Annotated in this window: 25 protein-coding genes and 1 tRNA gene; 25 read left to right on the top strand and 1 reads right to left on the bottom strand. The window is 59.3% G+C overall.

Going from position 1 to position 18,506, the window contains the following annotated elements:
* Positions 1 to 184 precede the first annotated feature (184 nt).
* The 25 genes from LPA35_RS22780 (at position 185) to LPA35_RS22660 (ending at position 17,120) form a co-directional block, all read left to right on the top strand.
* Positions 185 to 1,276, top strand: a complete 1,092-nt coding sequence (locus LPA35_RS22780) for an ABC transporter ATP-binding protein (RefSeq protein WP_218301478.1) — start codon at positions 185 to 187, stop codon at positions 1,274 to 1,276.
* A gap of 1 nt (position 1,277) precedes the next feature.
* Positions 1,278 to 2,354: an ABC transporter ATP-binding protein gene (locus LPA35_RS22775; protein ID WP_228899148.1), complete on the top strand. Its 1,077-nt coding sequence runs from the start codon at positions 1,278 to 1,280 to the stop codon at positions 2,352 to 2,354.
* Positions 2,351 to 3,247: a carbohydrate ABC transporter permease gene (locus tag LPA35_RS22770; protein ID WP_100408926.1), complete on the top strand. Its 897-nt coding sequence runs from the start codon at positions 2,351 to 2,353 to the stop codon at positions 3,245 to 3,247. The genes LPA35_RS22775 and LPA35_RS22770 overlap by 4 nt, the downstream gene beginning before the upstream one ends.
* Positions 3,240 to 4,052: a carbohydrate ABC transporter permease gene (locus LPA35_RS22765; RefSeq protein WP_055395662.1), complete on the top strand. Its 813-nt coding sequence runs from the start codon at positions 3,240 to 3,242 to the stop codon at positions 4,050 to 4,052. The genes LPA35_RS22770 and LPA35_RS22765 overlap by 8 nt, the downstream gene beginning before the upstream one ends.
* A gap of 12 nt (positions 4,053 to 4,064) precedes the next feature.
* A complete protein-coding gene (locus LPA35_RS22760) occupies positions 4,065 to 4,373 on the top strand; it encodes a DUF2160 domain-containing protein (RefSeq protein ID WP_228899146.1) in 309 nt (102 codons plus the stop codon).
* 135 nt (positions 4,374 to 4,508) lie between these two features.
* On the top strand, positions 4,509 to 6,242 hold the full coding sequence (locus LPA35_RS22755) for an ABC transporter substrate-binding protein (protein WP_055395667.1): 1,734 nt from the start codon (positions 4,509 to 4,511) through the stop codon (positions 6,240 to 6,242).
* Between the two features lie 190 nt (positions 6,243 to 6,432).
* Complete coding sequence (locus tag LPA35_RS22750) at positions 6,433 to 8,025, top strand: glycerol-3-phosphate dehydrogenase/oxidase (RefSeq protein WP_228899144.1); 1,593 nt, start codon at positions 6,433 to 6,435, stop codon at positions 8,023 to 8,025.
* Between the two features lie 195 nt (positions 8,026 to 8,220).
* Positions 8,221 to 8,589 (top strand): 50S ribosomal protein L14, encoded by a 369-nt coding sequence (rplN, locus tag LPA35_RS22745; RefSeq protein ID WP_007861702.1) that lies wholly within the window; start codon positions 8,221 to 8,223, stop codon positions 8,587 to 8,589.
* A gap of 9 nt (positions 8,590 to 8,598) precedes the next feature.
* Positions 8,599 to 8,919, top strand: a complete 321-nt coding sequence (gene rplX, locus LPA35_RS22740) for a 50S ribosomal protein L24 (RefSeq protein ID WP_055395669.1) — start codon at positions 8,599 to 8,601, stop codon at positions 8,917 to 8,919.
* A 9-nt stretch (positions 8,920 to 8,928) separates the two neighbouring features.
* Entirely contained in the window at positions 8,929 to 9,468 is a 540-nt protein-coding gene (gene rplE / locus LPA35_RS22735; RefSeq protein WP_055395671.1) for a 50S ribosomal protein L5, read from the top strand.
* A gap of 8 nt (positions 9,469 to 9,476) precedes the next feature.
* Positions 9,477 to 9,782, top strand: coding sequence for a 30S ribosomal protein S14 (gene rpsN, locus LPA35_RS22730; RefSeq protein ID WP_007861712.1), 306 nt, complete (start codon positions 9,477 to 9,479; stop codon positions 9,780 to 9,782).
* 20 nt (positions 9,783 to 9,802) lie between these two features.
* Positions 9,803 to 10,198: a 30S ribosomal protein S8 gene (rpsH, locus tag LPA35_RS22725; RefSeq protein WP_008906523.1), complete on the top strand. Its 396-nt coding sequence runs from the start codon at positions 9,803 to 9,805 to the stop codon at positions 10,196 to 10,198.
* Between the two features lie 25 nt (positions 10,199 to 10,223).
* Complete coding sequence (gene rplF / locus LPA35_RS22720) at positions 10,224 to 10,757, top strand: 50S ribosomal protein L6 (RefSeq protein WP_055395675.1); 534 nt, start codon at positions 10,224 to 10,226, stop codon at positions 10,755 to 10,757.
* Between the two features lie 11 nt (positions 10,758 to 10,768).
* Positions 10,769 to 11,134, top strand: coding sequence for a 50S ribosomal protein L18 (rplR, locus tag LPA35_RS22715; RefSeq protein WP_005793639.1), 366 nt, complete (start codon positions 10,769 to 10,771; stop codon positions 11,132 to 11,134).
* A 17-nt stretch (positions 11,135 to 11,151) separates the two neighbouring features.
* A complete protein-coding gene (gene rpsE / locus LPA35_RS22710) occupies positions 11,152 to 11,670 on the top strand; it encodes a 30S ribosomal protein S5 (RefSeq protein ID WP_008906520.1) in 519 nt (172 codons plus the stop codon).
* A 14-nt stretch (positions 11,671 to 11,684) separates the two neighbouring features.
* Positions 11,685 to 11,867: a 50S ribosomal protein L30 gene (rpmD, locus tag LPA35_RS22705; protein ID WP_007861725.1), complete on the top strand. Its 183-nt coding sequence runs from the start codon at positions 11,685 to 11,687 to the stop codon at positions 11,865 to 11,867.
* A gap of 10 nt (positions 11,868 to 11,877) precedes the next feature.
* Complete coding sequence (rplO, locus tag LPA35_RS22700; protein WP_055395677.1) at positions 11,878 to 12,309, top strand: 50S ribosomal protein L15; 432 nt, start codon at positions 11,878 to 11,880, stop codon at positions 12,307 to 12,309.
* 24 nt (positions 12,310 to 12,333) lie between these two features.
* Positions 12,334 to 13,653: a preprotein translocase subunit SecY gene (gene secY, locus LPA35_RS22695; protein ID WP_055395679.1), complete on the top strand. Its 1,320-nt coding sequence runs from the start codon at positions 12,334 to 12,336 to the stop codon at positions 13,651 to 13,653.
* 145 nt (positions 13,654 to 13,798) lie between these two features.
* A complete protein-coding gene (gene rpmJ / locus LPA35_RS22690) occupies positions 13,799 to 13,912 on the top strand; it encodes a 50S ribosomal protein L36 (protein ID WP_005793651.1) in 114 nt (37 codons plus the stop codon).
* A gap of 23 nt (positions 13,913 to 13,935) precedes the next feature.
* Positions 13,936 to 14,301 carry a 30S ribosomal protein S13 gene (gene rpsM / locus LPA35_RS22685; protein WP_008906516.1) on the top strand — a complete coding sequence of 122 codons (366 nt, stop codon included), beginning with the start codon at positions 13,936 to 13,938 and terminating at the stop codon, positions 14,299 to 14,301.
* Positions 14,302 to 14,317: 16 nt separating this feature from the next.
* Positions 14,318 to 14,722: a 30S ribosomal protein S11 gene (rpsK, locus tag LPA35_RS22680; RefSeq protein ID WP_005793662.1), complete on the top strand. Its 405-nt coding sequence runs from the start codon at positions 14,318 to 14,320 to the stop codon at positions 14,720 to 14,722.
* A gap of 90 nt (positions 14,723 to 14,812) precedes the next feature.
* Positions 14,813 to 15,436 (top strand): 30S ribosomal protein S4, encoded by a 624-nt coding sequence (rpsD, locus tag LPA35_RS22675; protein WP_055395681.1) that lies wholly within the window; start codon positions 14,813 to 14,815, stop codon positions 15,434 to 15,436.
* Between the two features lie 112 nt (positions 15,437 to 15,548).
* A complete protein-coding gene (rpoA, locus tag LPA35_RS22670; RefSeq protein ID WP_008906514.1) occupies positions 15,549 to 16,541 on the top strand; it encodes a DNA-directed RNA polymerase subunit alpha in 993 nt (330 codons plus the stop codon).
* 87 nt (positions 16,542 to 16,628) lie between these two features.
* Positions 16,629 to 17,021, top strand: coding sequence for a 50S ribosomal protein L17 (gene rplQ / locus LPA35_RS22665; RefSeq protein ID WP_008906513.1), 393 nt, complete (start codon positions 16,629 to 16,631; stop codon positions 17,019 to 17,021).
* A 22-nt stretch (positions 17,022 to 17,043) separates the two neighbouring features.
* A tRNA-Met gene (locus LPA35_RS22660) sits at positions 17,044 to 17,120 on the top strand.
* Positions 17,121 to 17,484: 364 nt separating this feature from the next.
* Here the strand turns inward: LPA35_RS22660 and nhaR are convergent.
* The gene (gene nhaR, locus LPA35_RS22655; protein WP_176887295.1) at positions 17,485 to 18,381 is read right to left on the bottom strand and encodes a transcriptional activator NhaR; all 897 of its coding nucleotides are present in this window, start codon (positions 18,379 to 18,381) and stop codon (positions 17,485 to 17,487) included.
* Between the last annotated feature and the right edge of the window lie 125 nt (positions 18,382 to 18,506).

The raw sequence follows: 18,506 nt of genomic DNA, 5'->3' as shown, positions 1-18,506 counted from the left end.
AATCGGCTTATGGGGTGGAGATACTTTAAATCGAACAAAAAGGAACTCATTAAGGGTAAACCTTGATTCGATACGATCAAAAAAGAACAAAAATGAACGCAATCGAAAACGAGGCACTTTGCTGCGTGCGCAGCAGAAAGCCAGATCCACACAGCCCCCAGGGGGCCATTAGAAAGGTTGCGTGATGCAGCTGGCACTGGACAGCATCAGCAAGAAGGTAGGGCCGCAGACTTGGCTCCACGACATGAGCCTGGCGCTGCATAGCGGCGCCGTCACGGTGCTGCTGGGCGCCACGCAGGCGGGCAAGACCAGCCTGATGCGCATCATGGCGGGGCTCGATACGCCCACGGCCGGGCGCGTGATGGTGGATGGTGTGGACGTGACCGGCATGCCCGTGCGCGACCGCAACGTGGCCATGGTGTACCAGCAGTTCATCAACTATCCCTCCATGAAGGTTGCGGCCAATATTGCGTCGCCCCTGAAGCTGCGCGGCGAAAAGAACATCGACGCCCGCGTGCGCGAAATTGCAAGCCGCCTGCACATCGACATGTTTCTCGATCGCTACCCGGCCGAGCTGTCGGGTGGGCAGCAGCAGCGCGTGGCACTGGCCCGCGCCTTGGCCAAGGGTGCGCCGCTGATGCTGCTGGACGAACCGCTGGTGAACCTGGACTACAAGCTGCGTGAAGAGTTGCGCGAAGAACTGACCCAGCTGTTTGCTGCAGGCCAGTCCACCGTGGTGTATGCCACCACCGAGCCGGGCGAGGCCCTGCTGCTCGGCGGCTACACCGCTGTGCTCGACGAAGGTCAGTTGCTGCAGTACGGCCCCACGGCCGAGGTGTTCCATGCGCCCAACTCGCTGCGTGTGGCGCGTGCTTTCAGCGACCCGCCCATGAATCTCATTGCCGCATCGGCGGTCCCAGGGGGTGTGCGCTTGGAGGGCGGCGCAGAACTGGCCGTGCCCCTGTCCCAAGGTGTGGCCACGGCGGCAGGGCTCACGGTGGGTGTGCGCGCCAGTGCGCTGCGCGTGGTGGCTCGCCCGGGCGACATCAGCGTGGGCGGAGTGGTCGAGCTGGCCGAAATTTCGGGCTCGGACACCTTTGTGCACGCGGCCACGCCCTGGGGCGATTTGGTGGCGCAGTTGACCGGGGTGCATTACTTTGAACTGGGCACGCCCATCACGCTGCACCTGGACCCGGCTCAGGCCTATGTGTTTGGTGCCGACGGCCGACTGGCATGGGCGCCCGCGCGCCCGAACGCTGTACAAGGAGGGCGTTGAGATGGCCCGCATCAGTCTGGACTTGGCGCATTCGTACAAGCCGAACCCGCAGCAGGACAGCGACTACGCGCTGCTGCCCCTCAAGATGGAGTTCGAGGATGGCGGTGCCTATGCGCTGCTGGGTCCTTCGGGCTGCGGCAAGACGACCATGCTCAACATCATGTCGGGTCTGCTCGTGCCCTCGCACGGCAAGGTACTGTTTGATGGCCGCGACGTGACCCGTGCCAGCCCGCAGGAGCGCAACATTGCGCAGGTGTTCCAGTTTCCGGTGATCTACGACACCATGACGGTGGCCGAGAACCTGGCGTTTCCGCTGAAGAACCGCAAGGTGCCCGAGGCGCAGATCAAGCAGCGCGTGGGCGTGATTGCCGAGATGCTGGAGATGAGCCATCAGCTGAACCTGCGAGCCGCAGGGCTGTCGGCAGACCAGAAACAGAAGATTTCACTGGGCCGTGGCCTGGTGCGCGCCGATGTGGCGGCGGTGCTGTTCGACGAGCCGCTCACGGTGATCGACCCGCACCTGAAATGGCAACTGCGGCGCAAGCTCAAGCAGATCCACCACGAGCTCAAGCTCACACTGATCTACGTGACGCACGACCAGGTCGAGGCATTGACCTTTGCGGACCAGGTGGTGGTCATGACGCGTGGCCGCGCTGTGCAGGTGGGCTCGGCCGATGCGCTGTTCGAGCGGCCCCAGCATGTGTTTGTGGGGCATTTCATCGGCTCCCCAGGCATGAACTTTTTGCCCGCGCAGGTGGACGCGGGCCAGCTCAGCATCGTCGGCCACCGCCTGCACGCCCCTGTGGGACGTGCTTTACCGACGGGCCCGGTGCAGGTGGGTATTCGGCCCGAATACTTGGCGCTGGCATCAGCAGAGCAACCCGGCGCCATTGCCTGCACGGTGGCGCAAGTGCAGGACATCGGCACCTACCTGATGTTGACCGCGAAGGTGGGCGAGCACACGCTCAAGGCCCGCTTCAGCCCCGAGACGCGACTGCCCTCGGCGGGCGACACGGTGTGGCTGCAGGTGCTGGGTGAGCACACCTGCTACTACCAGAATGAGGAGCTTTTGGCATGAGCACGACGACCAAGCCCGTGAACCAGAAGGCCTGGTTCCTGATCCTGCCGGTCATCATCTGCGTGGCCTTCTCGGCCATTCTTCCATTGATGACAGTGGTGAACTACTCGGTGCAGGACATCATCAGCCCCGAGCGCCGCGTGTTTGTCGGCACCGAGTGGTTTGCCGCCGTGATGCGCGACGAGGAGCTGCACGCGGCCTTATGGCGGCAGATCACCTTCTCGCTGGCTGTGTTGGCGGTGGAGATTCCGCTGGGCATCCTGCTGGCGCTGTCCATGCCCGCGCAGGGCTGGAAGTCGTCCGCCGTGCTGGTGGTGGTGGCGCTGTCGCTGTTGATCCCCTGGAACGTGGTGGGCACCATCTGGCAGATCTATGGCCGTGCCGATATTGGCCTGATGGGCCGGATGTTGCAGGAGATGGGCATTGAATACAGCTACACCGGCAACGCCACGCAGGCGTGGCTCACGGTGCTGCTGATGGATGTGTGGCACTGGACGCCGCTGGTCGCGCTGCTGGCCTTTGCCGGGTTGCGTTCCATCCCCGACGCGTATTACCAGGCAGCCCGCATCGACGGTGCGAGCAAGTTCGCGGTGTTCCGCTACATCCAGCTGCCCAAGATGCGCGGCGTGCTGATGATTGCGGTGCTGCTGCGCTTCATGGACAGTTTCATGATCTATACCGAGCCCTTCGTGCTCACGGGGGGCGGGCCGGGCAATGCCACCACGTTCCTCAGCCAGTACCTCACGACCAAGGCCGTGGGCCAGTTCGACCTGGGCCCTGCCGCAGCGTTCTCGCTGATCTATTTCTTCATCATCCTGCTGCTGTGTTTCATCCTCTACAACTGGATGCAGCGCGTGGGCACCGTCAGCGACGAAGGAGCCGGCCATGAATGAAAAACGTTTCCAGAAGCGCACGCTGTTCCTGATTGCGTACCTGCTGTTCGCACTGTTGCCCATCTACTGGATGGTCAACATGAGCTTCAAGACGAACGAGGAGATCCTGTCGAGCTTCTCGTTCTTCCCGCAGAACTTCACCTGGGCCAACTACAAGACCATCTTTACCGATGCGTCCTGGTACTCGGGCTACATCAACAGCCTGATCTATGTGGCGATCAACACGGTGATCTCGCTCACCGTGGCGCTGCCCGCAGCCTATGCGTTCAGCCGCTACCAGTTCATGGGCGACAAGCATGTGTTCTTCTGGCTGCTGACCAACCGCATGACACCCCCGGCCGTGTTCTTGCTGCCGTTCTTCCAGCTCTACACCACCGTGGGGCTGATGGACACACACATTGCCGTGGCGCTGGCCCATCTGTTGTTCAACGTGCCGCTGGCGGTGTGGATTCTGGAAGGCTTCATGAGCGGCATCCCGCGCGAGATCGACGAGACGGCCTACATCGATGGCTACAGCTTCCCGCGCTTTTTCATGACCATCTTCCTGCCGCTGATCAAGGCTGGTGTCGGCGTGGCGGCGTTCTTCTGTTTCATGTTCAGCTGGGTGGAGCTGCTGCTGGCCCGCACGCTGACCAGCGTGAACGCCAAGCCCATCGTGGCCACCATGACGCGCACCGTGAGTGCCTCGGGCATGGACTGGGCGACGCTGGCGGCGGCGGGTGTGCTGACCATCGTGCCGGGTGCCATCGTGATCTGGTTTGTTCGCCACTACATCGCAAAAGGCTTTGCGATGGGGCGGGTTTGAGGAGGCAGCGACATGTTTGACTGGATGGCCTGGACGCTGCCGGTGGCAGTGTTCTTTACGTGCATCGTGCTGATGCTGGTGGGCATGACGGTGTGGGAGCTCAAGTCGCCCACGACCATGCGCAAGGGTTTCCTGCCCCTGGAGACCACGCGCGGCGACCGGCTTTTTATCGGGCTGCTGTCGGCCGCCTACGTGAACCTGATCTTTGTGGGCATCAGCGGCAAGCTGGCCCAGTGGTTCAGCCTGCAGGGCGACCCGACGATCTGGATCAGCTTTGTGGTGTCGATGGCGCTGCTGGCGCTGATCATGCGCAAGGGTTAAGGAAAAAATGGCCGTTTGCGCCTGATGGGTAAGCATTTGTAGCTATTGTTTTTGTAGTGTCGAAGGCCTGGCCTGGTTCCCCCCCGGGTTGGTGCCGGTCTACCAATGGGGGTCTCAATCTGAGAGGAGACAGCAATGAAGATGCAGTTCAAGGCGATCGCTTTCGCCGCCGCGGCTCTGGCGATGGGGCAGGCTGCCTGGGCCGGCGAGGCCGAGGCCAAGAAGTGGATCGACAGCGAATTCCAGCCATCCACGCTGAATAAAGACCAGCAGATGGCCGAGATGAAGTGGTTCATCGACGCAGCCAAAAAACTCCAGGCCAAGGGCGTGAAGGAAATTTCGGTGGTGTCCGAAACCATCACCACCCACGAATACGAGTCCAAGACGCTGGCCAAGGCGTTCGAGGAAATCACCGGCATCAAGGTCAAGCACGACCTGATCCAGGAAGGCGACGTGGTCGAGAAGCTGCAGACCTCCATGCAGTCGGGCAAGTCCATCTATGACGGCTGGATCTCGGACTCGGACCTGATCGGCACGCACTACCGCTACGGCAAGATCCTGAACCTGACCGACTACATGGGCGCTGCGGGCAAGGAATGGACCAACCCCGGCATCGACCTCAAGGACTACATCGGTACCAAGTTCACGACCGGCCCCGATGGAAAGATGTACCAGCTGCCTGACCAGCAGTTTGCCAACCTGTACTGGTTCCGTGCCGATTTGTTCGACCGCAAGGACATCAAGGACAAGTTCAAGGCCAAGTACGGCTACGACCTGGGCGTGCCGCTGAACTGGTCGGCTTACGAGGACATCGCCGAGTTCTTCACCAACGATGTGAAGCAGATCGATGGCAAGCCGATCTATGGTCACATGGACTACGGCAAGAAGGACCCGTCGCTGGGCTGGCGCTTCACCGATGCCTGGTTGTCCATGGCGGGTACGGCCGACATCGGCGCGCCCAATGGCCTGCCGATCGACGAATGGGGCATCCGCGTGGCCGACGACAAGTGCACGCCCGTGGGCGCCAGCGTGGCCCGTGGCGGTGCGACCAACTCGCCCGCAGCCGTCTACGCCCTCACCAAGTACGTGGACTGGATGAAGAAATACGCGCCCAAGGAAGCCACGGGCATGACCTTTGGCGAGGCCGGCCCCGTGCCCGCCCAGGGCCAGATCGCGCAGCAGATCTTCTGGTACACCGCCTTCACGGCCGACATGACCAAGCCCGGCCTGCCCGTGGTGAATGCCGACGGCACGCCCAAGTGGCGCATGGCCCCTGGCCCCAACGGCCCCTACTGGAAGCAAGGCATGCAAAACGGCTACCAGGACGTGGGCAGCTGGACCTTCTTCAAGGACCACGACGCCAACAAGACGGCAGCCGCCTGGCTCTACGCACAGTTCGTGACGGCCAAGACCACGTCGCTGAAGAAGACCATGGTCGGCCTGACCCCGATCCGCGAATCCGACATCCAGTCCAAGGCCATGACCGACATGGCGCCCAAGCTGGGTGGTCTGGTGGAGTTCTACCGCAGCCCTGCCCGCGTGGCGTGGTCGCCCACTGGCACCAATGTGCCTGACTACCCCAAGCTGGCCCAGCTCTGGTGGAAGAACGTAGCCCAGGCCGTGACGGGGGAAAAGACGCCCCAAGGCGCCATGGACACGCTGGCCGACGAGATGGACCAGGTGATGGCCCGTCTGGAACGCGCTGGGATGGCCCATTGCGCTCCCAAGCTCAACCCCAAGAGCGACACCGCCAAGTGGCTGAGCGACAAGCAAGCGCCGTGGGCCAAGTTGGCCAACGAGAAGCCAAAGGGCCAGACGATTGCGTACGGCACCTTGTTGCAGGCCTGGAAGGATGGCAAGGCGCGGTAAGCCTGTCTAACCCGCCGTCCTGCTTACTGTGACGATGCTTCAGGCAGCCGTGGCTCACAAGGTCTCTGGCTGCCTTTTCATTCAAGACCGTCCCCAGTGCCTTGCAGGCCTGGGGCCGGATCTCCCCCCGAAGTGACAAAAATTCAAGGGTAAACCCTTATTTTTTGCTTCGCCCATGGACAATCACCCCATGACTACTGCCTCTGCTCCCCTTCCCACACGGCGTGCCGACCTTTTGGCGCGTTTGGCCCAGCCCCACCACTATGACCTGGCTGTGATTGGCGGTGGGGCTACAGGCCTGGGGGTGGCGCTGGATGCGGCGGCCCGAGGGTTCAGCGTGGTCTTGGTGGACTCGCATGACTTCGCCAAGGGAACCTCGTCCCGGGCGACCAAATTGGTACACGGCGGTGTTCGCTACCTGGCGCAAGGCAACATCGCACTGGTGCGCGAGGCGTTGCATGAGCGCACGACCTTGCTTCACAACGCGCCCCACTTGGCGCAACCCCTGCCGTTTGTGATGCCGTCATACCACTATTGGGAGACGCCGTTTTACGGTATCGGCCTCAAGATGTACGACGCTTTGGCTGGGAAGGCTGGTTTGGGCGCCACCGAATTCATGGGGCGCGCACGCACATTGGAGTGCCTGCCCACGGCCCGCCCCGAAGGCCTCAAGGGTGGCGTTAAGTACTGGGACGGACAGTTTGATGACGCCCGTCTGGCCTTGGCCTTGGCGCGAACGGCTGCCAGCCTGGGCGCCCTGGTGGTCAACTACTGCCCTGCGCGGTCGTTGATTCACGAAGCTGGCAAGGTTGCAGGCTTTGTGTGTGAAGACGCAGACAGTGGCCAGCAGTTCACCGTGCGCGCGCGTACGGTTGTGAATGCCACCGGCGTATGGGTGGATGCCCTGCGCCAGATGGACGGAGAGGCCATAGGCCGCCCCGTCAAGCCCATTGTGGCGCCCAGCCAGGGGGTGCATATCGTGGTGGATCGGGAGTTTCTTCCGTCCGACCATGCCCTGATGGTTCCCAAGACGGCCGATGGCCGGGTCCTTTTTGCCGTGCCGTGGCTGGGAAAGCTCATTCTCGGGACCACTGACAGTCCGCGCCAGGACATCGTGCGTGAGCCGCAGCCTTTCCGCGAAGAGGTCCGGTTCATCCTGGACGAATCGGCGCGCTACCTCACCCGTGCGCCCAAGGTGGAAGACATCCGGAGTATCTGGGTGGGCCTGCGCCCGCTGGTGAAGCCGCAGGACGACGATGGTGACAACACCAAGAAAATCAGCCGCGAGCACACCGTGCTCGCCAGTCGCAGTGGCCTGATCACCGTGACGGGAGGCAAATGGACCACCTACCGCGCCATGGCCGAAGATGTGTTGCAAAAATGCTTCACCACGGGCCTGCTGCCGGAAAAACCGTCGGGTGTGACCAATCGTTTGCCCTTGGTGGGAACCCCTGAAGGGGCTGTTCAACATCGCATCAGTGATGCTCAGGGGCTGCACTCCTACGGGAGCGAGGCGGCGGTTGTCCGGGACATTGCCGGTGCGCACACCGATCTTGGTGGGGGGCTGACAGAAGCCATGGTGCGCTTTGCCGCCCGCTACGAATACGCCTATACGGTAGAGGATGTGTTGGCCCGCCGCTCCCGGTTATTGTTCCTCGATGCCCGCAAGGCCATCGAGCTAGCCCCAGCGGTCGCTGACATCCTGCGTGCGGAGCTGGGTGCCGACCCCCACCTGGATGCCTTTTTGGAGCTGGCGCAACAGTATTTGCAGGTTCCGGCCTGATGGGGCGCTTGACTTCGTAAAAGTCTTTTGCAATAATCGAGGGCTTCGCGTTTCCTACGTGAAGTTTCTGCCCAGCGGGAAGTGCTGCAAATGGTTTGCGGTGCGGACGACGGGCCCAAGACTGACTGGCTGATTTGCAGCCCTTGAGAAGTTCTCTGGGGCTGTTGTCTTCTGGTGCAAGTTGGGAATATTGAAATGATCCAGACAGAATCTCGGTTAGAGGTTGCCGACAATACCGGCGCCAAGTCCGTCCTTTGCATCAAGGTGCTGGGTGGCTCGAAGCGTCGCTATGCAAGCGTTGGCGACATCATCAAGGTGAGCATCAAAGAAGCCGCTCCACGTGGCCGCGTCAAAAAAGGCGAGGTTTACAGTGCAGTGGTGGTTCGCACGGCGAAGGGTATTCGTCGCGGCGATGGTTCGCTCGTCAAATTCGATGGCAACGCCGCAGTGTTGCTGAATGCAAAGTTGGAGCCTATCGGCACCCGTATCTTTGGACCCGTGACGCGTGAACTGCGTACCGAGAAGTTCATGAAGATCGTGTCTCTGGCTCCTGAAGTTCTCTAAGGACGCGCCATGAACAAGATTCGCAAGGGCGACGAAGTCATCGTGCTGACCGGCCGTGACAAGGGCAAGCGCGGCACGGTGTCGCTGCGCAAGGATGACTCCTACGTGGTCATCGATGGCATCAATCTGGTCAAGAAGCACGCCAAGCCAAACCCCATGAAGGGTACGACGGGCGGCATCGTTGAAAAGTCCATGCCAATTCATCAGTCCAACGTGGCCATCTTCAATGCCGCTACGGGCAAGGCTGATCGCGTGGGCATCAAGGTGCAGGCTGACGGTTCGCGCATTCGCGTGTTCAAGTCCAGCGGTGCTGAAATCAAGGCGGCCTAAGGGGTAAACATGGCACGACTCCAAGAAATTTACCGCGACAAGATCGCTCCCGAACTGGCCAAACAGTTCGGCTACACCTCGCCGATGCAGGTTCCCCGTCTGACCAAGATCACGCTGAACATGGGCGTGAGCGAGGCAGTCTCGGACAAGAAGGTGATGGACAACGCTGTGGCTGACCTGACCAAGATTGCTGGTCAAAAGCCTGTGGTGACCAAGGCCAAGAAGGCTATCGCTGGTTTCAAGATCCGCGAAGGCCAGGCCATTGGTTGCATGGTCACGCTGCGTGGCGTGCAGATGTATGAGTTCCTGGACCGTTTCGTGACCGTGGCTCTGCCTCGCGTTCGTGACTTCCGTGGTATCTCTGGTCGCGCGTTCGACGGTCGTGGCAACTACAACATCGGCGTCAAAGAACAGATCATCTTCCCTGAAATTGAGTACGACAAGGTCGATGCCTTGCGCGGTCTCAACATCAGCATCACCACGACGGCCAAGTCCGACGAAGAAGCCAAGGCGCTTCTCGCTGGTTTCCGTTTCCCGTTCAAGAACTGAGGCGAAGCATGGCTAAAGTAGCTTTGATCCAGCGCGAACTGAAGCGCGAAAAACTGGCAGCCAAGTACGCAACCAAGTATGCGGAACTGAAGGCAATCGCTGGCGATGCCAAGCGCAGCGACGAAGAGCGCGATGCAGCCCGCCTGGGCCTGCAAAAGCTCCCTCGCAACGCCAACCCGACGCGTCAGCGCAACCGTTGCGAAATCACTGGTCGTCCACGTGGCACCTTCCGTCAATTCGGTCTGGCTCGCGCCAAGATCCGCGAACTGGCTTTTGCAGGCGACATCCCCGGTGTCACCAAAGCCAGCTGGTAAGCAGGCAGGAGAGATTAAACATGAGCATGAGTGATCCCATCGCTGACTTGCTGACCCGCATCCGTAATGCACAGATGGTCGCCAAGGCCACGGTTCTGGTGCCTTCTTCCAAAGTGAAGATTGCCATCGCCCAGGTGCTGAAGGACGAAGGTTATATCGACGGCTTCCAGGTGAAAACCGAAGCCGGCAAGTCCGAACTCGAAATTGCCCTGAAGTACTACGCAGGTCGCCCCGTGATTGAGCGCATTGAGCGCGTCAGCCGCCCTGGCCTGCGTGTCTACAAAGGCCGTGATTCCATTCCACAAGTCATGAACGGTCTGGGTGTGGCAATTGTCACGACGCCCAAGGGCGTGATGACTGATCGCAAGGCGCGTGCTACCGGTGTCGGTGGCGAAGTGCTCTGCTACGTGGCCTAACCCGCGGCATTGAGGAGAAACTGAAATGTCCCGAGTAGGAAAAATGCCCGTGACCATCCCCGCAGGCGTGGATGTGTCCGTGAAAGATGACCAGATCTCTGTCAAGGGTACTGGTGGCGCTCTGTCGCTGGCGCAAAACGCGCTGGTGAAAGTGTCCAGCAATGACGGCAAGCTCAGCTTTGAGCCTGCTAACGAATCCCGCGAAGCCAATGCCATGAGCGGCACGATTCGCCAGTTGGTCAACAACATGGTGGTCGGTGTCAGCAAAGGCTTTGAAAAGAAGCTGAGCCTGGTCGGTGTGGGCTACAAAGCCGCTGCCTCAGGCTCTAAGCTGAATCTGGCTGTTGGCTATTCGCATCCGGTCAATATCGAAATGCCCGCAGGCATCACGGTTGCCACCCCGACGCCCACGGAAGTGGTGATCAAGGGTGCAGATCGTCAGCGTGTCGGTCAGATCGCTGCTGAGATTCGTGCTGTTCGTCCACCTGAGCCCTACAAGGGCAAGGGTATCCGCTACGCGGACGAAAAGATCACGATCAAAGAGACCAAGAAGAAATAAGGAGCTGCAACATGTTGACCAAGAAAGAGCAGCGTCTTCGTCGTTCGCGCCAGACCCGCATCCGCATTGCACAGCAAGGCGTGGCACGTCTCACGGTGAACCGTACGAACCTCCATATCTACGCCAGTGTGATCTCCGGCGACGGCAGCAAGGTGCTGGCAAGTGCATCCACGGCGGAAGCCGACGTGCGCAAGTCGCTCGGCGGTTCGGGCAAGGGTGGCAATGCCGCAGCAGCCCAGATCATCGGCAAGCGTATCGCTGAAAAGGCGAAGGCTGCAGGTGTCGAGAAGGTTGCATTTGATCGCGCAGGCTTTGCCTACCACGGTCGCGTCAAGGCTTTGGCCGACGCAGCCCGTGAAGCTGGCCTGCAGTTCTAAGCGGAGCGGAATACAAAATGGCTAAATTTCAACCCAAAGTGCAGAACGAAGGTCAAGACGACGGTCTGCGCGAAAAAATGATCGCGGTCAACCGCGTGACCAAAGTCGTGAAGGGTGGCCGTATTCTCGGTTTCGCCGCACTGACGGTGGTTGGCGACGGTGATGGCCGCGTGGGCATGGGCAAGGGCAAGTCGAAAGAAGTGCCAGCTGCCGTGCAAAAGGCTATGGAAGAAGCTCGTCGCAACATGGTCAAGGTCTCGTTGAAGAACGGCACCATCCACCACAATGTGACCGGCCACCATGGCGCTGCTGTTGTGATGATGGCACCTGCTCCAAAGGGTACCGGCATCATCGCTGGCGGCCCTATGCGTGCAGTTTTTGAAGTGTTGGGTGTGACTGACATCGTGGCCAAGAGCCATGGTTCGTCCAATCCCTACAACATGGTCCGTGCAACGTTTGACGCGCTCGTCAATTCGACCACCCCGTCGAATGTGGCGGCCAAGCGCGGCAAGACAGTCGAAGACATCTTCGCCTGAACCGGAGCTTGAAAATGACAACGCAACAAACCGTCAAGATTCAACTGGTGCGCAGCCCGATTGGCACCAAGGAATCGCACCGCGCCACCGTTCGTGGCCTGGGTCTGCGCAAGCTCAATAGCGTGAGCGAACTGCAGGACTCGCCCGAAGTGCGCGGCATGATTAACAAGATCAGCTATCTGGTCAAAGTCCTCTGAGAGATAGATCATGGAACTCAATAGCATCAAGCCCGCAGACGGCGCCAAGCATGCCAAGCGCCGCGTAGGCCGTGGTATCGGCTCCGGCCTGGGCAAGACCGCTGGCCGTGGTCACAAGGGTCAGAAGTCTCGTGCCGGTGGCTACCACAAGGTTGGTTTTGAAGGCGGTCAAATGCCTTTGCAACGCCGCTTGCCCAAGCGTGGTTTCAAGTCGCACTTGCTCAAGTTCAACGCAGAAGTGACGCTGACGGCATTGGATCAACTCGGCCTTGCCGAAGTGGATGTCCTCGCTCTGAAGCAAGCAGGCCTGGTTGGTGAATTGGCCAAGGTGGTGAAGGTCATCAAGAGCGGTTCCCTGACCAAGGCTGTCAAGCTCAATGGCGTGGGTGCTACGGCTGGTGCCAAAGCAGCGATTGAAGCTGCTGGCGGCAGCGTCGCCTGAGTGTGGCTCTGAAGGAAGGCATCTGTGGCTACTAGCGCGGCTCAAATTGCAAAGACCGGGAAATTCGGCGACCTCCGTCGTCGTCTGGTTTTTCTGTTGCTTGCGCTGGTCGTGTACCGCATTGGGGCTCATATCCCTGTGCCAGGCATCGATCCAGCCCAACTCCAGCAGCTCTTCAGTGGCCAGCAAGGCGGCATCCTGAATCTGTTCAACATGTTCTCCGGTGGTGCGCTGTCGCGCTTCACGGTTTTCGCTCTGGGGATCATGCCGTACATTTCGGCGTCGATCATTATGCAGTTGATGACCTATGTGGTTCCCACATTCGAGCAGTTGAAAAAGGAAGGCGAAGCCGGTCGCAGGAAGATCACTCAGTACACCCGCTATGGCACCTTGGGCTTGGCCCTGTTCCAGTCGCTGGGAATTGCCGTAGCGCTGGAAAGCTCTGCTGGTTTGGTCCTGAGCCCCGGTTTCGGGTTCCGCATGACCGCTGTGGTCAGCTTGACGGCTGGCACGATGTTCCTGATGTGGCTGGGTGAGCAGATCACAGAGCGTGGCTTGGGGAACGGGATCTCGATCCTGATCTTTGCGGGCATTGCCGCTGGTTTGCCTAGTTCGATCGGTGGCCTTCTGGAGCTGGTTCGTACGGGTGCCATGAGTATTCTGGCCGCTATCTTCATCGTCCTCGTCGTTGGTCTGGTGACTTACTTCGTGGTGTTTGTCGAGCGGGGTCAGCGCAAGATACTGGTGAATTACGCTCGCCGGCAAGTAGGCAACAAGGTTTATGGTGGTCAATCGTCTCACCTGCCCCTGAAGCTGAACATGGCAGGTGTGATTCCTCCGATCTTTGCCTCGTCGATCATTCTGCTGCCGGCAACGGTGGTGAACTGGTTCAGTGCAGGTGAATCGATGCGCTGGTTGAAGGATATCTCGGGTGCGTTGACTCCTGGTCAGCCCATCTACGTGATGTTCTATGCTGCAGCCATCATCTTCTTCTGCTTTTTCTACACGGCTTTGGTATTCAACAGCCGTGAAACTGCAGACAACCTGAAGAAGAGCGGTGCGTTCATTCCAGGCATTCGCCCAGGTGAACAGACGGCCCGTTATATCGACAAGATCCTGGTGCGCCTGACATTGGCAGGCGCTGTGTACATCACCTTTGTGTGCTTGCTGCCAGAGTTCCTGATCTTGAAGTACAACGTTCCGTTCTACTTTGGTGGAACCTCGCTGTTGATCATTGTGGTGGTGACCATGGACTTTATGGCCCAGGTTCAGAACTACATGATGTCGCAACAGTATGAGTCGCTGCTCAAGAAAGCCAATTTCAAGGGCAACGCAGGCGGTTGATGATGAGGAAGGCAGTGCTGCACTTGCGACACTGCCTGCAAGGAACTGAATATCGGTTGAGTTGGCGCCCCACGATTTTTCGCGGGCACAAATTGTGTTCCGTGCGAAGCAGCCGGGACGGATGGAAAAGTTTTAGGAGAATGCAATGAGAGTTTCGGCTTCGGTCAAAAAAATCTGCCGCAACTGCAAGATCATCCGCCGCAAGGGTGTGGTGCGCGTGATCTGCACGGATCTGCGTCACAAGCAGCGCCAAGGTTGATTGGAAAGTATTAGAGGACGCATATGGCACGTATCGCTGGCATTAACATTCCGCCGCACAAGCACGCGGAAATCGGTTTGACCGCCATTTTTGGCATTGGTCGCACCCGCGCTCGCAAGATTTGCGAAGCAACTGGTATCGCTTACTCCAAGAAGATCAAAGATCTGACGGACGGCGATCTGGAAAAAATTCGCGAGCAAATCGAGCAGTTCACCATTGAGGGTGACCTGCGCCGCGAAACCACGATGAACATCAAGCGTTTGATGGACATCGGCTGCTATCGTGGCTTCCGCCATCGCCGCGGTCTGCCAATGCGTGGTCAGCGCACCCGTACCAATGCGCGCACTCGCAAGGGTCCGCGCAAGGGTGCAGCTGCACTGAAGAAATAAAGATTGAAAGATCATCATGGCTAAGTCTCCTGCCAATAACGCAGCTCAGCGCGTTCGCAAGAAGGTCCGGAAGAACGTTTCGGACGGTATTGCACACGTGCACGCCTCGTTCAACAACACCATCATCACGATCACCGATCGCCAAGGCAATGCCTTGTCGTGGGCATCGTCCGGTGGACAAGGTTTCAAGGGTTCGCGCAAGTCCACCCCATTCGCAGCCCAAGTGGCTTCGGAAGTGGCCGGCCGCGCTGCCATCGATCAAGGTATCAAGAACCTTGACGTTGAAATCAAGGGTCCCGGTCCTGGCCGTGAATCTTCGGTCCGCGCACTGGGTGCCCTGGGCATCCGCATCACGTCGATTTCTGACGTGACGCCAGTGCCGCACAACGGCTGCCGCCCTCAGAAGCGTCGTCGTATCTAATCTCTCTAAGCCCACCGCCGCCTGTGAACGCGCAAGCGCCTCAGGCGGCTCCCGCAATGGTTTGCGGCAGATGACACAAAGGAAGCTCAAGTGGCACGTTACCTCGGCCCCAAGGCCAAACTCTCCCGCCGTGAAGGCACGGACCTGTTCCTGAAGAGCGCCCGTCGCTCGATCGCCGACAAGTCCAAGTTCGACTCCAAGCCTGGTCAACACGGCCGCACCTCGGGTGCGCGTACCTCTGACTACGGTCTGCAACTGCGCGAAAAGCAGAAGGTCAAGCGCATGTACGGCGTGCTGGAAAAGCAATTCCGCCGTTACTTCGAAGCCGCTGAAGGCAAGAAGGGCAATACCGGCGCCAACCTGCTGTTCCTGCTGGAATCCCGCCTCGACAACGTCGTGTACCGCATGGGTTTCGGTTCGACCCGCGCTGAAGCCCGTCAGCTGGTGTCGCACAAGGCGATTACCGTGAACGGCAAGTCCGTGAACATTGCTTCCTACCTCGTGAAGACGGGTGACGTTGTGGCTGTGCGCGAAAAGTCGAAGAAGCAAAACCGCGTTGTGGAAGCCCTGCAACTGGCCGCACAAGTGGGTATGCCTGCCTGGGTGGAAGTGAATGCCGACAAGGCTGAAGGCATCTTCAAGAAGGTGCCTGACCGTGATGAGTTTGGCGCCGACATCAACGAATCCCTGATCGTTGAGTTGTATTCGCGCTAATCGCTCGGTACATATTTCGAGAAAACCGTCCCTGAACCGCGAGGCATCGCGGTTTAGGCGCTTCACCAGCCTTACCGGTGTAACGAGCTGGGGGTATTGAGAGGAAGTCTGAATGCAAACCAATTTGCTGAAACCCAAGGCGATCAATGTCGAGCAGCTTGGCCACAATCGTGCCAAGGTCGCACTGGAGCCGTTCGAGCGTGGGTACGGCCACACGCTGGGCAACGCCATCCGGCGCGTCCTGCTCTCGTCCATGGTGGGTTACGCAGCGACGGAAGTCACCATTGCAGGCGTTCTGCACGAGTACTCGTCCATCGATGGCGTTCAGGAAGATGTGGTCAACATCCTCTTGAACCTCAAGGGCGTGGTGTTCAAGCTGCACAACCGCGACGAAGTCACGCTGAGCCTGCGCAAGGATGGCGAAGGCGTGGTCACCGCGCGCGACATCCAGACGCCCCATGACGTCGAGATCGTCAACCCCGATCACGTGATTGCGAACCTGTCGGCAGGCGGCAAGCTGGACATGCAGATCAAGGTGGAAAAGGGCCGTGGTTACGTGCCTGGCAGCCTGCGCCGTTATGCCGACGAATCGACCAAGTCGATCGGCCGCATCGTGCTGGATGCTTCGTTCTCGCCCGTCAAGCGCGTGAGCTACACCGTGGAAAGCGCCCGTGTGGAGCAGCGTACCGACCTGGACAAGCTGGTGGTCGAGATCGAAACCAACGGTGCCATCACCGCTGAAGACGCTGTGCGCGCCTCGGCTAAGATCCTGGTGGAACAGCTGGCTGTGTTCGCACAGCTCGAAGGTGGCGAACTGGCTGCGTTCGACGCACCGGCAGGCCCGCGCGGCAATGCCACGTTCGATCCGATCCTGCTGCGTCCTGTGGACGAGCTGGAACTGACCGTGCGTTCCGCCAACTGCCTGAAGGCCGAGAACATCTACTACATCGGTGACCTGATCCAGCGCACCGAGAACGAGCTGCTCAAGACGCCTAACCTGGGCCGCAAGTCGCTCAACGAGATCAAGGAAGTGCTCGCATCGCGTGGCCTCACGCTGGGCATGAAACTGGAAAACTGGCCACCAGCTGGCTTGGACAAGCGTTAAGTTATAATTTTTGGTTCCCTGCCGGGAACAGTGCCTCGGGCAGTACCTGATACGGCTGCCTGATTTAATTACTCAAAGGAAAGCACCATGCGCCACGGACACGGCCTCCGCAAACTCAACCGTACCAGCTCGCACCGCCTCGCGATGCTGCAGAACATGATGAATTCGCTCATCGAGCACGAAGTCATCAAGACCACCGTTCCCAAGGCCAAGGAACTGCGCCGCGTGATCGAGCCCATGATCACCCTGGCCAAGGAAGACTCCGTAGCGAACCGCCGTCTGGCATTCAACCGCCTGCGCGACCGTGATAGCGTGACCAAGCTCTTCAATGACCTGGGTCCTCGTTTCAAGGTGCGTCCCGGTGGCTACACCCGTATTCTGAAGATGGGCTTCCGTGTGGGCGATAACGCTCCCATGGCGCTGGTCGAATTGGTCGATCGTGCTGCTGAAACCGAAAATAATTCGGCAGCAGCTGAATAATAGGGTATAATTTATTTCTTACCGCGCGATGGAGCAGTCTGGTAGCTCGTTGGGCTCATAACCCAAAGGTCGGAGGTTCAAATCCTTCTCGCGCAACCAACATGGCAGGCTTCTGCTGAACAAAACGCCCACTACACAGTGGGCGTTTTTGTTTCTGCCTCTCGGACCGTGCGGAATTGGCACTCTGGCTTTCCAGGTGATTTCTTCCAACCCGGCAAATGGCCTTTCATGTCGCCGTCATCCGGCATGGCATGTTTTCACAAACGAGGGCCTGGCCCTGGGCTATCGGGGGAGCCTTGGTGTTTGCCGCAGGGCAGATCACATCAGCTCCATGAGCTGGCTGACAGAGGCCGCGTTTTGTTGAGAGGCTGCAAAAAGCTGCCTTAACCTGACCCCTCGGCGTTCCTGAGCTCGCCTGGAGGCCTTCGGTCGTGGAGCCCTGCGCGGGTGGCACCCGGCAAACTCATTTCCCGAACAGATCTGCCTTGGCTGCCTTGGTGATTGCTGCCACGCAGGGGTGCGTGATGCGTCGCTCCACAGAAATCGCAAAAAACTCCTCGACCAGTTCCGTCGTGCGGCCGATCACTTCGACACCAAACTGTGCGGTGGTTTCCTCATCCAGAACGGTCGGGGACGTGAAAACGCCACGGCCTTCGCGGCCGAAAGCATTCATCAACGCACTGTCGTCGAACTCACCCACGAGCCGTGGCTGCAACTGGTATTTGTTAAACCAGTGATCGAGCTGTTGGCGCACGGAAGACATAGGGCCTTGGATGAGCATGGGGGCGCCCTGGAGGCATTGGGGAAAGGAACCCTGTAGCTGCGCCTTCAGGCCAGGAGCGCAGAAAAAACTCATACCACTGGTTCCTAGCGGGTGGTTGAACGCCTTGACGCCGATTTTTTTGGAAACGGGTTCATCGGCCAGCACCAGATCGAGTTTGTGCAGGCTCAGTTGGGCGATGAGTTCTGGAAATTTTCCTTCCTGGCAGGTCATGTGCACCTGCTCAGGCATGCCCAAAGCGGGTTCCAGAAGGTGATAGGCCACGGACTTCGCGATCGAGTCTGCAACCCCTACGCGAAATTCCAGCGGTTTGGCGTGGCCGCGGGAGAGGCGGATCGATTTTTCCAGCTCGTCCCCCAGCGTAAAAATCTGCTCCGCGTAACCCAGGGCGACACGACCCTCGCTGGTGAGTTCCAGCCCACGCCCTCGCTTGCGAAAGAGGTCGTGGCCCAGCCATTCCTCCAGCTGTTTGATCTGTCCAGAAAGCGTCTGGGGCGTGGTGTGCAGCTGCTCGCCTGCCCGCATCACCCCTCCGGCCTTTGCAACCGTCCAGAAATACCGCAGATGCTTGAAGTTCATGGTGATAAATACTTCGTAAAAAACGATCAATCAACGTTGATAAAACGAATATACGCGAAGTATTAAACCGCCTACATTGAACGCTTGGCCCCTTTCCGCAGCCATTGGTGCTGCGGTCTGGAACT

Source organism: Acidovorax sp. Leaf73 (genome assembly GCF_916855635.1).
GTDB classification, from domain to species: domain Bacteria; phylum Pseudomonadota; class Gammaproteobacteria; order Burkholderiales; family Burkholderiaceae_C; genus Acidovorax; species Acidovorax facilis.
The sequence above is the reverse complement of the archived record's forward strand: the minus strand, read 5'-3'. Positions and strand labels throughout refer to the sequence as shown.